Source organism: Paraburkholderia sp. GW821-FHT02A12, assembly GCF_059422005.1.
Map to the genome: position 1 here is coordinate 670,617 of NZ_JBWKWA010000001.1, position 14,576 is coordinate 685,192.

Here is a 14,576-nt window from a genome sequence, read left to right on the forward strand (position 1 = left end):
GATGCCGGCCCTCATGCAGGGCGAGGGTGCTCGTCTGAAGACTCGTGCGCCTTGTCGCCCGCCTCGCTGCCTTCCCGTGCTTCACCTCGTGCTTCACCTAAATCGGCCGCTTCATTTGCCTCGTTTGCCTCATGCGCCTCGGGCGGCGTGGGTCCATCGCCCGGTTCAGCTGGCTCACCTGGTCCAACTGGCTCGGCCGGCGCGTCGCGCTGGGCCTCGCGGCTATGCGTCAGCCGCTCGCGCACGAAGCCGATGTGCTCGCGCAGCACGTAGAACTGATCCGCATAAGCTAGCGGCATCTTCAGGCCGTTGACCGAGTCCTCGATCGCGTCGAGCCGTTCGATCAGCGTGGTGCGTTCGGCGGCCGAATACTCGCTGAGCGCGCTGCGTTCGATCGCGATCAGCGCGCCGTACCAGCGATAGATGCGCGACTTCACCCGCCACGCATACAGCGACGGCACGACGCGCAGCGCCGGAATCAGCAACACGATCAGCGGCACCACGACCACCAGCAGCCGGTCGGTGAGACTCGCGAGCCAGAACGGCAGGATCCGGTAGAGGAAACCCTTGCCCGACTTGTAGTAGCGCGCGGCGTCGTCGCTGATCGGGAAATCGTGCGCGTGCGGTGCGGGGAACTCGCCGGCCCGCTGCATGATGTTCGCCTTGCCGTGCACCTCGCGCGCCGCTTCGATCAGCAGATCGGAGAGCGCGGGATGCAGCGAGTCGCGCGCCACCAGTTCGGCGGTCGGCGCCACCATGTGAATCGGCGCGGAGGGCAGATTCTTGCCGAGGTCGAACGCGCCCATCGGCATCACGAGCTGCGTCAGATACGGAAAACGGCGCGTGTACGCATCGGCCTGGGTGAAGTCGTAGAACTGCACGTTGGGCGTGCGATAGAGCTTGCCCATCACCGCCGGCTGCGCCGAATCGCCGGCCAGGAAGGCGGCGTCGACTTTGCCGGAGATGAGCGCCTGCGCGGCGTCGTCGCCGGAGAGCGGCAGCAGCTTGGTGGCGCCGCCCGGCTCGATGCCGTTCGCCTTGAGCAGCGCGAGCGCCAGTTCCCGCGTGCCGCTGCCTTCGGCGCCGACCGCCAGACGCGAGCCCTTGAATTCGGAGAGCCGCGTGACGGTCGGGCCGTGATAGAAAATCGCCAGCGGTATATACGCCACGCTGCCGAGCGACGTCAGACCGTCGCTGACCGGGCCTGGCGCGACGCCGTCCTGCACGAAGCCGACATCGACGTTGGAGTTCGGGTCCGAGAGGCGCTTGAGATTCTGCAACGAGCCTTCCGACGGCAACACGTTCAAGGTGATGCGGTTGCGCGCCAGAATGGCCTTGTACTTTTGCGCGGCGGTCCAGAACGTGCTGCCTTCGGGACCGGCGCTGATCGTCAGCGTATTGGGCGGGGCGGGCTGGATCAGGCGCACGGCGACCCAGATCGCCGCGATGGCGACCAGCAGGATCGGGCCGAACGAGACAGCCAGATCGCGCCACGAGATCGCGACGAAACGGGCAACGAGGCGGGGACGGCGTTTGCGGCCGGTGGCAGGCTTCATCGGATGACGTGACGGCTACGGTCGAAGGTGAACAAGGATGCGGCAGCGCTTTAGCGTAGCGCAAGTCGAGGCGCTCGCGCCATGCCCGGCTCGATGCCGGGCCGCCAGGCGGCGGCGCGCGTCCGCGCCGATGGTACCTGAGATTCGCGTGGCGGCGGCATTCACTGCGCATCGACGGCGTCGGGTCCACGCCCCGAGCATGACTAAACCCTTTGCGCTTCTGGCCCGGCTAGATTAAATTGTGCATCGCTGCCGCGATTAGACGTTTGCGCAGCGCGACCCGGCACGACACAGGAGAACCGGGCGCGTTGGCGGACTTCGCGGCTTGCCGGCCTTCATGCCGCAGCGCATGCGTGTCATCGCGTGCGGCAACGGCGGCCGGCCTCTCTCGCCTCTCGCACACCGTGTTGCAGCCATAGTCGGCCGTCGCTCAGCCACGCCTTGTCGCGCCCGGGCCCGGCCGCCGGTAGTCGTAACGAAGCCGCTTGGTAGATGCGGTCCTATGTGAAGCAAAAGGAGAAATTATGAAATCGGTCGGTTTTCTGAAGACGCTGGGTTCGGTGGTGGCGATGGTGGTGGCGTGCAACGTGTACGCTCAGGCAAGCGATGCGATGGCAAGCGGCACCATGGCCGCCCCGGCTGCGAGCGCCAAGACCGTCAAGAAGGCCGATAGCCAGCTCGGCCGCAAGGTGCGCGGCGCGCTCGCCAAGGCGCAAGGCATCGACGTGTCGAGCATCGCGGTGCGCGCTCGCGGCGGCGCGGTGACGCTGACGGGTTCGGTGCCTGACCAGGGCCAGATCGACAAGGCGGGCGAAGTCGCCAAGGGCGTCGCGGGTGTGACGTCGGTGTCGAACAAGCTGAGCGTCGAGCAGCAGTAAGCGGGTGGCACGAGGGGCAATACGCGCAATAAGTGCATGAGGCGCCGCGAGGCGCCCTGCGCGGCACGCTCATGGAGCGTGCGATGGGTGCCCCTTGCGTCATCTTGATGCATGCCAGCAAACGGGTTCCAGCAAATGGCCGGAGCCCGTTTTTTTGTTTTATTTTTCGCAGCGGCGATTTTTGAAACGGTGATGATGAATCGGGGCACTTCGAGGCTGTAGGCAGCACCGCAGCGGACCGCCCGGCGTGCGCAATGACACACAATCGACCGGTCGTGTGGCGTACAGTGAGGCAAGGGGAACCGGAGTCAACGCCATGGAAACCACGTTTTTGCGCTATACCGATCTGCCAATCGGCGATCGGGCGGCTTTCGAACTCGTGTGCGCGCGGCACGGCTTCGCGCCGGCGCATTTTGACATCAGCGCCTGCGCCGATCCTGACGACGCCGCGCATGAGCGCCTCGTCACGGTGCGGCGCGGCGGCTGGGCGCAGTCCTATCGCGACCAGCACGGCAAGTGGGTACGGCAGTTCGAGACCGATCTGACCTGCCGTTTTTTCAAGTAACCGGCGCGCCGGTCTGGCCCGGCGTTCAGGCCAGCACGAGGCGCACGCCGACCAGCGTCAAGGTGGCGGCGAGCAGGTTGCGCAGCAGCGCATCGGGTGCGCGCGACGACAGATAACTGCCGATTGCGATACCCGGCAGCGAGCCGACCAGCAGCGACGACAGCATCGACCAGTCGACCGAACCCAGCAGCCAATGCCCGGCGCCTGCCAGCAGCGTCAGCGGCACTGCATGCGCGATGTCGGAGCCGACAATGCGCGTGGTCGGCAGCAGCGGATACAGCAGCAACAGCACCGTCACGCCGATCGCGCCCGCTCCCACCGAAGTCAGCGACACCAGCACGCCGAGCACCGCGCCGGTCAGCATGGTCAGCGCGAGCGTGCGGCCCTGGTTCGGCACGCGCAAGCGGTGCGCGCCGAGCGCCGCGAGCTGCGGCCGGAACACCAGCGCGACGGCTGTCACCAGCAGCGCCACGCCGAGCACGATCTGGATCAGCCGGCTCGCGCCCGGCGTGTCCATCCCGTAACGATGCAGCAGGAGCAGCGTGACGGTCGCCGCCGGCACGCTGCCGGCGGCCAGACGCAGCGTGATCTGCCAGTCGACCGAGCCTTTCAGGCCGTGCACCAGCGTGCCGGTCGCCTTGGTCGCGGCCGCGTACAACAGATCGGTGCCGACTGCGGTGGCCGGATGCACGTTGAACAGCAGGACCAGGATCGGCGTCATCAGCGAGCCGCCGCCGACGCCCGTCAGTCCGACCAGAAAGCCGACGAACAGGCCGGACGCGGAATACAGCAGATCGATATGGGGAAAGGCCATTGAGCGGACCGCTGACGGTCGGGTGGGTTGGGTAGGTTGGGTGGCAATGCCGGCATGCGGCTGTCTTCGATGGTCGATGGACAGGCGCGGTGTCGGCGTGGCGAAAGGCGCTATTGTCGCAAAACTGCCGCGCTTGCGTATAAAGACGTCGATCGGCGCGGCTTCAGCGGAGGTTCAGGCGCGCTTTTCCCCGACGATCCATGCTCTCTCCCCAACCTCCGCCGCTCAAAGCGCGCGGCGAACTTCGACGATGCCGAATGCCGCCAGCGTGATCCCGACGATCCGGTCGATCGCGAGCCGCAGCTTGCTGCCGATCGCGTGGCGCGCGAGCGACACCACGGTCACGAGAAAACACCACCACGCGATCGAGCCGCAAAACACGCCGCTCACCGTCGTCAACGCGATGCCCGATGAAAATGCGCCGCGCGGCGCCAGCGTCGTGAACAACGCGGCGAACATGATGACGGTTTGCGGGTTGGTGAGCGTGAGCAGCAGCGAACTGGCGTACGCGCGCAGCGCGCCGGCGCGGCCGATCTGCGCGAGCTTGCCGTCACCGTTCGGCGCGTCGGCGGGCGGCTTCTGCAGCAATGTGCGCACGCCGAGGTACAGCAGAAACAGACCCGCTACGAGATGCAGGGGCCGATCGTAGGCGAGCATGAACTGCGAAATGCCGACCAGCCCGAGCGCCGCGATCAAACCATAGGCCGCATCGCCGCTGGCGATGCCGAAGCCGATCGCCAGCCCCGCGCGCGGACCGCCGGTCAGCGTGCGGCGGATGCACAGCATGCCCATCGGGCCGACGGGCGCCGCGATGGCGAGGCCGACGCCCGCGGCGGTGAAGAAGAGGCTGGTGGTGGACATGGAGTTTCCTGGTCGATTGCGCTGTCTGGCCCGCTGGCTGGCCGTGGTTCGTGCGGTGCCGTTTGCTTGTCCTGGTTGTGCACGCGTTGCGTTGTTGCGTTGTTGCGTTGAATAGGCATTGAGCACGCCGGACGCGTGCGTCAGCATAGCCAGACCGAAAGTTTCCAGCAAGGCGGCGCGCAGAAAAGCTGTACAACGCAGCGCGCGGCGGGCGTGAATACCCTGACTTGGGTTCGGCCGCCGTTTTCCTCGGGCATAATTTTCCCACTTCGCTTGTCCACCTCGTCCGTTTGATCGCGTCGCGTGCGGTGCTGGCCGACGCCTTACCCGGCGAACCGCTGTACGGCTACCTGGCGCGCGCCGGTTTGCCGAAGCAGTTCACCGCCACCGCTCAACTTTCCGCATCACAGGTGCTGCAATGAGTCCGCTTTCGTCTTCCTCCCAACCGGGTGCGGGTGCGTTGCCGCTCGCGGGCATTCGCGTCGTCGAGCTGTCGCATATGGTGATGGGGCCGACCTGCGGGATGATTCTCGGCGACCTCGGCGCCGAGGTGATCAAGGTCGAGCCGCCGCGCGGCGACGGTACGCGCCGTTTGCTCGGCACCGGCGCGGGCTTTTTCCGCACCTTCAATCGCAACAAGAAGAGCGTCGCGCTCGACCTCGATACCGAGGCGGGGCTGGAGGCGCTGCATAAGCTCGTCGATACCGCCGACGTGTTCGTCGAGAACTTCAAGCCGGGCCGCATGGCGAGCCTCGGTCTCGATTGTGCGTCGCTGCGCGAGCGCAATCCGCGGCTCATCTACGTGTCGCACAAGGGCTTTCTCAACGGTCCCTACGAACATCGTCTCGCACTCGACGAAGTCGTGCAGATGATGGCCGGCCTCGCCTACATGACGGGACCGGTGGGCCGCCCGCTGCGCGCCGGCAGTTCGGTCAACGACATCATGGGCGGCATGTTCGGCGCGATCGGCGTGCTCGCCGCGTTGCACGAACGGCATACGAGCGGGCGCGGCAAGGAAGTGCAGAGCGCGTTGTTCGAAAACTGCGTGCTGTTGTCCGCGCAGCACATGCAGCAGTTCGCGGCGACCGGCGTGCCCGCCGCGCCGATGCCCGAGCGCATCAGCGCATGGGCGGTCTACGACGTGTTCAAGCTCGCCGACGACGAGCAGATGTTCATCGCCGCGACCGGCGACGGGCAGTGGCGCGCGCTGTGCGCGATTCTCGGCCGCGCCGACCTGCTGGCCGACCCGCGGCTTGCGACCAACAATGATCGCGTGCTGGCGCGCGACTGGCTGCTGCGCACGCTCGGCGAAACCTTGAGCCGTTTTGAAGGCGCCTCGCTCGTGCCGTTGTTCGAGCGCGACCACATCCCGTTCGCGTCGATCACGCGGCCCGAAGAGCTATTCGACGATCCGCATCTGAACGCGAGCGGCGGCCTCGCCCGTTTGACGCTCGATGACGGCAGCGAAACCGCGATGCCGCTGCTGCCGATCTCGATGGACGGCGAACGCCTGCAACCGCGTCAGCCGATCGCGAAGATCGGCGAGCACACCGCCGAAGTGCTGCGCGGCTTGGGCTACGACGATGCGCAGATCGCGACGCTCGGCGGCGGCTTGGCTCGGACGCCGCGCGAAGCCGCCTGATTGTCGTTTGAGTTTCAAAAGCGTTGTGGATAGCCAATCAATTTCATCCGGCATCAGACTGGAATTCAGCAACCATTTTGCATGGGATCGGAGCGCTCTGCGTGGGACCGGAGTAAGTGCTGAAGCACTAACTCCGGATCGACATAAGTGCTTTGCATGGGACCAGAGTAACGCGCTATGGGGCTGGAGTAAGCGCTAAAGCGCTAACTCCAGCCGACACGCGAACTCCGATCGACAGCGCGTTCGTGATCGCGGCGTGTTTGGGCCGCTTTGGCGTGAACGGGATGTTCGCGTTTATTTCAGGGGCGATGGTGATCGTGATGCTGGCCATCGCTACGCTTGGGCCTAAGACGCGCGATGTTGCGCTGGAGGATATTTCCAGATAGCTCTTGCTGATGGTGCCCGCCTTGGCGGGCGGGCTTGCCTTTTTAGTGCTTCTTTTGGGTCGTTGCGGGCGTGCTCGGCATCACGCGGATCGGCGGCGCGCCGGAGGGCGAAGTGGCTGGTTTGGGTTTCTTTTCCTGTTTGGGTTTTTTCGCTTCGCGGTTACTGCGGAGTTGACCTTTTGCCATGATGGACTCCCGATTGGCTTTTTTGGCTCCGCGAGGGAGCTGAGGGTAGTGTGCGCTGGTTTTGTTTTTAGTGGTTGGGTTTTTTGCGCGTAGCGAACGGGTTGGCGGGTCAACTTCACTCCAGGAAAAACTACACCATCCGACTCCGGCTACGTCGCCAGGTTTCGCTGGGCAGTTCCCCAAACTGCCCCCTATACTCGTTGGAGAAATTCCCAAAATGCCAGAACCCCCACCGCGTAGCGACTTCGGTAACTGAAGCAGACTCCCGCAATTCACGTCTCACATGGTCGAGCCGGACGGCTCGTATATAGGCAGAAGGATTCACCCCAAGGGTGTCCTCAAAAGCATATTGCAAGGTGCGCCGGCTCGCGCGAAACCGCGCACAAAGCTCCGCCACGGACAGCGGGCAATCAGGCGACCTCTCGACCAATTCGCGAACACTTCGCACGAGCTGCCAGTTCCTCGCGGTACGCGCTTCAAGATGTCCATGAGGATCGGCACTCTGCATTCCCTGCAACGCGTCAGCCAGGCCGAATATCACCGATTTCTCAAACGCCGCGGCTACGCCCGCGTCATCGAGCAAAGTCGGCGTGGCAGCCACCGCATCGAGCAACGGCTTCAGGACCTCGCGAAAGCTCTGCAGCCGCGCAGGATCGACATTCAGCACGCCAGGCCTCACGCCCAGCAGCGGCGTCATCTCATCGAGCTGCGATCGCACCAGCCGATCGCCAATCGCGCCAGGCTCGATCTCCAGATTCACCACCACGTGTTTGTCAGGCGATAAGAACTCGAAGCCGCCCTCGCCGGAAAACACGTGCAAGCCGTCGCGATGACTGGTCTGCCCGCATAGCAGCGCATGTCCCTCGAGTTGAAACGGAACGCTGACAGCCAGCCTGGACGCCGCCACCTGGCCGCGTTGATACACCGTGCGGTTCAGCCGTTCGACCAGCACGCGTACGCCGCCCGCCAGAAAAGAACTCACCGAGCCGTCGAAGGCGCCGCGAGAAATCTGGCAATAGCTCTGGTTCCATGCGTCGAACAACATCGCCTGCTCGTCGATGTTCCGGCAACAGCGAATCTCGACGGCGCTGCTTGTCTGGTGGACCGGTTGCATAGCTTCTCCCGATTCTGGTGGCGCTCCCCGAAAAGCTCGTGCCGCCCAGTGTATGCGAAAAAAACCCCGCGCCGGAGTTGTGAAAGGAGTTGTGAAAGAAGCCGTCAGCCTAAGCCGGCGCCGCGCGCAGACCCGGCCGTAACGTGGCTTTGTAATGCTTTTGTCAGCAAGGCGGGTTTTTACGGGATTTTTACTTTTTGCCAATTTTGGATAGTCGCCGCTTTTTGCCGCCCCTACTTTGTGCACAACGCAATGCACCAGAACGGGAGTCACGCATGAGCAGACCGGCAGGCAGGCTGGAAGGCAAGATCGCAATCGTGTCGGGCGGCGCAACGGGCGCAGGCGGCGCGGCGTCGCTGCTGTTCGCACAGGAAGGCGCGCAGGTCGCCGTCGTCGATATCAATACCGATGCGGGCGAGGAAGTGGTGACGCGGATTCGCGCCGCAGGCGGCACGGCCGAACTGTTCGCAGCCGACGTGTCGAAGCGCGCCGCAGTGGATGCGGCGGTGGCGAACATCGTCGCGCGTTTCGGACGCGTCGATGTGCTGTTCAATCACGCCGGCAGCATCGTCGTGAAGCCGTTCGTCGATACCACCGACGAAGACTACGACTGGCTGATGAACGTCAACGTGAAGAGCATGTTCATGATGACGCGCGCCGTGCTGCCGCACATGCTGGCCGCGGGCCGCGGTTCGATCGTCTGCACGGCGTCGATCTCGTCGGTCGCGGCGACGCCGCTCGAAGTGCTGTACTGCACGACCAAAGGCGCATGCGCGATGTTCGCGCGCTCGATCGCCGTCGAGTATCGCGATCGCGGAATCCGCTGCAACGCGGTGTGCCCCGGTTTCATCGATACGCCGCACGGCCGCCGCGAAATCAGCGCGCTGGCGAAATACGGTTTCGATGCGAGCGAGGCTGCTTTGTCGGTGCAGCAGGGCCGCCTGTGCGCGCCGGAAGAGGTCGCGCGCGCAGCGCTCTTTCTCGCCAGTGACGACGCCAGCTTCGTCAACGGCGCACACCTGTATGTCGATAACTGCTTCACGGCTGCGTGAGCCGGTTTCCCGTCGCGCGGTCACGCCTCTTTCGCCGCACCGTCATAACCCTGTTCAAAGGATCGCGTCATGGACATCAACACGGCCGTGCCGTCGGCTGAGCCCGCCGACAACGACGTCAAGCTGCTGCACAAGATGGGCTACGCGCAAGAACTGTCCCGGCGCATGGGGGCGTTCTCGAACTTCGCGGTGTCGTTCTCGCTGATCTGCATTCTGTCGGGCGGCATCACGTCGTTCCAGATGGGCTTGTCCGCGGCGGGCGGGGCGTCGATCGGACTCGGCTGGCCGCTCGGCTCGCTGTTCGCGCTGGTGGTGGCCGCGGCGATGGCGCAGATCGCGTCGTCGTATCCGACCGCCGGCGGTCTCTATCACTGGAGCTCGATTCTCGGCGGCAAGACGTGGGGCTGGCTCACCGCGTGGCTGAATCTGCTCGGGCTCGTATTCGTGGTCGCCGCGATCAATTACGGCACCTATGATCCGTTCTTCCGCACCTTGATCGCGCCGATGTTCGGCGTGAAGCCCGAGGCGCTCGGCTGGTGGCATCAGACGATCTTTCTGACCGTCATTACCGCCTCGCAGGCCATCCTCAATCATCGCGGCATTCGCATCACCAGCAAGATCACCGACCTGTCGGGCTATCTGATCTTCGTGGTGACGATCATGCTGGTGGTGGCGCTGCTCGCGTATTCGCCGGTCAAGACCGACTTGTCGCGGCTTTATACGTTCACCAATTTCACCGGCGTCGACGGCGGCGCGTGGCCGAAGCAAACCATCGCCATGGCGTTTCTGTCCGGCCTGCTGCTGACCGCTTATACGATCACCGGCTTCGATGCGTCCGCGCATACGTCCGAGGAGACGCATGAGGCGGCGCGCAACGTGCCGCGCGGCATCGTCGGTTCGGTGTTCTGGTCGGCCACCTTCGGTTACGTGATGGTGTGCGCGTTCGTGCTGGTGATGCCGGACATCGGCGCCGCGGTGAAGCAGGGCACGGGCTTCTTCGAAGCGATCCTTGCGCCGATTCCGGGACCGCTGCGCATCGTGATCGAATTGCTGATGTTCTTCATCAACTATGTGTGCGGTCTGGCAGCGGTGACGTCGACCTCGCGGATGATGTTCGCGTTTGCGCGCGACGGCGGCCTGCCTGCTTCGAAGTGGCTGCGCAAGGTGAACGCGGCACATCGCACGCCAGGCGCTGCGATCTGGACCTCGGCGGTGCTGGCGATCGTGGTCACGCTGTACGGCGATGCCTTCACCGTACTGAGCGCGGGTAGCGCGGTGTTCCTGTTCATCTCCTATGCGATGCCGATCGCCGCGGGAATTTTCGCGGAAGGCCGCACGTGGAGCGAGAAGGGCCCATTCCAGCTGGGCATGCTGTCGAAGCCGTTCGCGGTGGCGGCGGTGATCGGTGCGCTGGTGCTGGCGTATGTCGGCATGCAGCCGCCGAACCAGAAAGTGGTCTACGTGATCGCCGGTTTGCTCGCGGTGTTGCTGGCGGTCTGGTACGGCGCGGGCGTGCGCAAGCGCTTTGCGGGGCCGCCGATCGGCGGGGTGTCGAAGGAGCGCGAACGCGAATTGAGCGGGATGGAGGGACAGTTGGGGGAAGGTTGAGCCTCGGTCGAGCCTGCTTCCGCCTGCTAGAACCCTGCATGTTCTGAAATGACGTCAGCCGGCCATCGGACCGGCTGACGTTTTACTTCGGCTTCCTGATTTCAGCTTCAGTGCTTAGCTGCCGGCCTTAGCTGCCCGCATAACCCACCGGAACGGTCGCGTTGGCTCTCGCGACCGACGCGTTGTTCGACACCACATACATCGGCGATTCCGTCAGTGTGAGGGTCAGCGTACCGTTGCTGTAACTGGCGGTCGACGCATTGCCCATCATGTCGATCACCTGCACCGTTCCGCTCGTGCCCGGCGCATCGACGGTGAGGCTGTACGGCACGCTATAGGTCGAACTGAACCCGGCGCTCGCATTCCACACGTTGTTGTTATGCGCCCACAACGCGGTAATCACCGCGCCGTTGCCCACCTGCTGGAACGCGTAGGCGTAGACCCCGGCCGGCGTGCCGTTCACCGGCCCCAGCGTGTTGGTGCCGTCGAGCGCGCGCGTCATCGCACTGATCGCCATCGCGACCGGCTTCGGACTGATGTTGGTTGCGCCGAACGCGCCTTGCGCATCGTTCAGATCGAAGAACGTGCCGTAGCCGACTTCGTTCGGATAGTCCGCGCCATAGAACACATAGACCTGATCCGCACCTTCGCCGAGCGTGATGATGTGCATGCGCGCCGCAACCGCGGCTTGCGCGTACAACACGTTCGCGCTCGGATAGTTCGGACCGTACGAGCTGCCGAGGTCGTAGCTGATGCCGGCTTCGGTCGAGAACAGCTTCATGCCGGGACGGTAATCGGTGGCCATTTCGGCGCGCAGATTGCGCATCTGGCCGCGCAACGAGCCGGCGGCGGTGGACGGGTCGCTATCGTAGCGCTCCGGCGGATGCGAAGGCGAGGTGCCCGCGTCGTAGTAACCGTGCGTCGCCACGCCGTCGATGTATTGACCGAAGCCGAGCGGCGCGAGGCGCTTCAGACGCGTCGTGGTCAGACTCGGGAACGCATCGGTCGGGCCCATCACCACCGCGTGCGGATCGGTCGAATGAATGCCTTGATAGACGGACTGATACAGCGCGACGAAGTTAGCGTCCGTGTCGGTCCACATCTGGTTCGGCTCCCATGTCACCTGATAATAATTGGCCGACTGCTGCGGGAAATAAGCGGTGCGAATCGCATTCGATTCCGTGCCCACCCGGCTCATGTAGTTCTGGTAGTACAAAAGATCCTTCGGCAGGCCGGTGTCGTCCTGGAACGCGCCGGTGTTGCTCGCCCAGGCGGGAATCCCGTCGAGACGGATCAAACGCATCACGTTGCCGGTCTTGTAGAACGGATCGAGCGTGCTCGTTGACGGGTTGAACGTGTTCGCTGCGTTCGGCTCCATCGTCGAGAGCTGGCGATCGTCGATGGTGGAGCTGATGCCAAGAGCGGCAAGCAGCGAGCCGTTGTCGTTCGCGCCTTGCATGCCGAAACGATGCTGCTCCTGATGCGCATAGCTGACGGCAGGAACCGCGCCGGAGAGATTGGGCGTCACCCCGAAGGTCGCGATGCCGACTGGACGCGTGCCGGCTTGCGGCAACTGGCCGCCGTTTTGGGCGAGCGTGCCCGACGCCGCGAAATAACCGGCGAGCGTCGAGGTGCAATTCAGCGTGATGGTCTTCGAGCCGCTCGGCACGGCGGTGCTGCCGCTCGCCGCAACCCTGCCGACGGTGTCCGTGACGGACCAGTTCAACGTGTCCGCGGACGGCGCGTTGGTCGTGAAAGTAAGCTGGAAGGTGCTGCCTGAAGCGAAGATGCGCGTACCGTCGGCACTAGGCGTATCGGCTGAGATGATGGCGCTGCCGGAGCCCGCCGAAGTGGCCGGCGCGGCGCAGCTGAACTTTGCGTTGGGGTTGGCGGAAAGGACTGAGGCGGCCGAGTTGCCGTTTGCACCTGCGGCGTTGGTGGTGGAGCCGCCGGTGCCGTTGGCCTGGGTTGCCGCATTGCTGCCGCCGCCACCGCCGCAACCTGCTAGTGCCAATGAGAGTGTCGAGAGTAGGAGTAGATGCGATTTCATCAATCTGTGAGCAATCCGCTATCGGATGTTCGTCCATCCCGCCAGCGCGAGGCGCACCGCGAAACGGACTGAACATAGGGTTCAGTTGCAAGCGAGCCGATGACCGAGATTTCGGCATCGGCCATCCTGTGTGCGCAGCCATGCGGCTGCGCAAAATGTGACGTCTTCCCGGGTAATTTGGGTCCCGAAGAACTTTTCCGCTGGAGAAATTCTTGAGCAGACGAATCCCTGGCCGCCGTGATGGTCAGCCCGCGGATATCGAACAGCGTGGGACGCGCGATGAAGGAGAGCTTTGGTGGGAAGAATCGAGTGCAACCATACGCACTAGTGTGCTTAAAAGACGTAACGAGCTGTAACGTATGAACATTGGCGCATGAAAATTGCTCAGTGGTACGAAAGCTGTAAGCGCATGACGATCTGCATCGATATTGGGCGTGCGAATTGGGGTCGAAAAAAATTAATACACGGCATGCCTAACTATGCGTATGGAGGACAATCGGCGGGGAAATGGGTGTTAGCCCTCATTCCACAGCGGATCGCGCCTGGGCGCTGGCGTAATAGTGCTGGTGCTTCGGTGTAAAGTTTCTTCGCGACGGTGACTTCGCGGCGGAACTGTCGCTGTTCTATGGGGACAATGTCGCGTCCCCGGAATAAAGGGCGCGACAGAAACACGACGATGGGATGCCGGTGCTTCTTTAGGCCGGTGCGTTTGCCGGGCCGGCATGTCCATCCGCTGCGTACAGAATGCGGTTATCCCGAGAGAGATAAATCGTGAGGATTCTTCAGCTGGTTCACGCGCCGCGACTATCCGGGGCGGAGGTGTTGGTAAAAGGTCTCGCCATTCATCATCAGCGCGGCGGCCATGAAGTGTGCATGACATCGCTGCTCCCGCAGCAGGACGATTTCGCCAGTATCCGGGCTGAGCTCCAGGCCGCCGGGGTGACCTGTCTCTTCCCCACGATTCGCTACGGGCGCGTGGGCAAGCTGCTGCATCTGTATCGCGTGGTGCGCCGGTTCCGGCCTGATTTCATCGTGGCTCACGCAACGCTTGCCGCACTGTATGTGCGTCTGTTGCCGGTCCATACGCCGATCGTCTGGGTCATGCACTCCGGCGTGAACGACTTCGAGAACGGCGCGCTCAAGCAGGCCGAGCGTCTGCTGTCACGGCGGGCGAGGGCGATCATCGGCGTGTCGCAGCAAAATATCGACGACTACCTGAGAGAGATCGGCAAACACCCTGCTCTGGTTGTCATTCCTAATGGCGTGGACGCGTCGCAGTTCGCGGAGGACATCGATGCACCCGCGCCGGATACCGATGTGCCCGCGAAGCAGATCGTTCAGCTTGGCCGCTACATCGAAGCGAAAAGCCAGTTGGACACGATCCGCGCGTTTGAACGCGTGCTGCACAACGAGCCTGATGCGCGTTTGCTGCTGTGCGGCGTGGTTGAAGACATCGCGTATCACGAGGCGGTGCGGGCGCTGGTCAGCCAGCTCGGGTTGGATAGCCGCGTGACGGTCAGCGGACCCCGCTCGGATGTCGCCGCCATCCTCCGGTCGTCGCGCGTCTTCGCGATGCCTTCGCGTTTCGAAGCGCAGAGCATCGGTTTTCTCGAGGCGCTCGCGTCGGGCATTCCGGTCGTGGCCAACCGGATTCCGTCGTTCAGTTTCGCGAGCGGATTTGCCGGCGTCGATCTCGTCGATACGACCGATCCGGACGCTTACGGCCGGGCATTGCTCGCGGCGCTGAGCACGCCGCGTGCGAACCGCCAGCTGGCGGGATACACGCTGCATGACACGGCGGATCGCTACATGACGATTGCACGGAAGTTCGTTCGGCCGCTCGCGGTTTCAGCATGAGCGACTT

At 63.9% G+C, this 14,576-nt stretch carries 13 protein-coding genes and 2 pseudogenes; 9 read left to right on the plus strand and 6 right to left on the minus strand.

The genetic code is table 11. From position 1 onward, the window contains the following. Window positions 1-11 precede the first annotated feature (11 nt). Window positions 12-1,556, minus strand: coding sequence for a TAXI family TRAP transporter solute-binding subunit (locus AC07WT_RS03120; protein WP_494946003.1), 1,545 nt, complete (start codon window positions 1,554-1,556; stop codon window positions 12-14). A 524-nt stretch (window positions 1,557-2,080) separates the two neighbouring features. On the opposite strand from AC07WT_RS03120, the gene AC07WT_RS03125 reads away from it, so the two are divergent. Together AC07WT_RS03125 and AC07WT_RS03130 are read left to right on the plus strand one after the other, a co-directional pair. After that, on the plus strand, window positions 2,081-2,434 hold the full coding sequence (locus tag AC07WT_RS03125) for a BON domain-containing protein (RefSeq protein WP_494946004.1): 354 nt from the start codon (window positions 2,081-2,083) through the stop codon (window positions 2,432-2,434). A 316-nt stretch (window positions 2,435-2,750) separates the two neighbouring features. After that, a complete protein-coding gene (locus tag AC07WT_RS03130) occupies window positions 2,751-2,999 on the plus strand; it encodes a hypothetical protein (RefSeq protein ID WP_492594128.1) in 249 nt (82 codons plus the stop codon). 25 nt (window positions 3,000-3,024) lie between these two features. Here AC07WT_RS03130 and AC07WT_RS03135 read toward each other — a convergent pair whose 3' ends face one another. After that, window positions 3,025-3,813, minus strand: coding sequence for a sulfite exporter TauE/SafE family protein (locus AC07WT_RS03135; protein WP_494946005.1), 789 nt, complete (start codon window positions 3,811-3,813; stop codon window positions 3,025-3,027). 225 nt (window positions 3,814-4,038) lie between these two features. Further along, window positions 4,039-4,674, minus strand: a complete 636-nt coding sequence (locus AC07WT_RS03140) for a LysE family translocator (protein ID WP_494946006.1) — start codon at window positions 4,672-4,674, stop codon at window positions 4,039-4,041. A gap of 275 nt (window positions 4,675-4,949) precedes the next feature. On the opposite strand from AC07WT_RS03140, the pseudogene AC07WT_RS03145 reads away from it, so the two are divergent. From AC07WT_RS03145 to AC07WT_RS03155, 3 genes and pseudogenes are all read left to right on the plus strand, one after another. Continuing rightward, window positions 4,950-5,096 (plus strand): annotated as a pseudogene (locus AC07WT_RS03145) (hydroxymethylglutaryl-CoA lyase); the annotation flags it as partial. Then, window positions 5,093-6,316 carry a CaiB/BaiF CoA transferase family protein gene (locus tag AC07WT_RS03150; RefSeq protein WP_494946007.1) on the plus strand — a complete coding sequence of 408 codons (1,224 nt, stop codon included), beginning with the start codon at window positions 5,093-5,095 and terminating at the stop codon, window positions 6,314-6,316. The pseudogene AC07WT_RS03145 and the gene AC07WT_RS03150, both read left to right, overlap by 4 nt. A 236-nt stretch (window positions 6,317-6,552) precedes the next feature. Then, window positions 6,553-6,702, plus strand: a pseudogene (locus AC07WT_RS03155) (MFS transporter); the annotation flags it as partial. A gap of 42 nt (window positions 6,703-6,744) precedes the next feature. Here the strand turns inward: AC07WT_RS03155 and AC07WT_RS03160 are convergent. Then, entirely contained in the window at window positions 6,745-6,888 is a 144-nt protein-coding gene (locus AC07WT_RS03160; RefSeq protein ID WP_492594124.1) for a hypothetical protein, read from the minus strand. 130 nt (window positions 6,889-7,018) lie between these two features. Continuing rightward, window positions 7,019-7,933 carry a helix-turn-helix domain-containing protein gene (locus tag AC07WT_RS03165; RefSeq protein WP_494948372.1) on the minus strand — a complete coding sequence of 305 codons (915 nt, stop codon included), beginning with the start codon at window positions 7,931-7,933 and terminating at the stop codon, window positions 7,019-7,021. A gap of 344 nt (window positions 7,934-8,277) precedes the next feature. Here AC07WT_RS03165 and AC07WT_RS03170 point away from each other — a divergent pair, with 344 nt between their 5' ends. Further along, window positions 8,278-9,054 (plus strand): SDR family NAD(P)-dependent oxidoreductase, encoded by a 777-nt coding sequence (locus AC07WT_RS03170; RefSeq protein WP_494946008.1) that lies wholly within the window; start codon window positions 8,278-8,280, stop codon window positions 9,052-9,054. Between the two features lie 69 nt (window positions 9,055-9,123). Further along, window positions 9,124-10,662, plus strand: a complete 1,539-nt coding sequence (locus AC07WT_RS03175; RefSeq protein ID WP_494946009.1) for an amino acid permease — start codon at window positions 9,124-9,126, stop codon at window positions 10,660-10,662. A gap of 127 nt (window positions 10,663-10,789) precedes the next feature. Here AC07WT_RS03175 and AC07WT_RS03180 read toward each other — a convergent pair whose 3' ends face one another. Then, window positions 10,790-12,331: a hypothetical protein gene (locus AC07WT_RS03180; protein WP_492594120.1), complete on the minus strand. Its 1,542-nt coding sequence runs from the start codon at window positions 12,329-12,331 to the stop codon at window positions 10,790-10,792. On the opposite strand from AC07WT_RS03180, the gene AC07WT_RS03185 reads away from it, so the two are divergent. Both AC07WT_RS03185 and AC07WT_RS03190 read left to right on the plus strand, forming a co-directional pair. Then, window positions 12,306-12,722: a hypothetical protein gene (locus AC07WT_RS03185; protein ID WP_494946010.1), complete on the plus strand. Its 417-nt coding sequence runs from the start codon at window positions 12,306-12,308 to the stop codon at window positions 12,720-12,722. The genes AC07WT_RS03180 and AC07WT_RS03185 overlap by 26 nt on opposite strands. Before the next feature lie 761 nt (window positions 12,723-13,483). Continuing rightward, the gene (locus AC07WT_RS03190; RefSeq protein ID WP_494946011.1) at window positions 13,484-14,569 is read left to right on the plus strand and encodes a glycosyltransferase family 4 protein; all 1,086 of its coding nucleotides are present in this window, start codon (window positions 13,484-13,486) and stop codon (window positions 14,567-14,569) included. The last annotated feature ends 7 nt before the right edge of the window (window positions 14,570-14,576 follow it).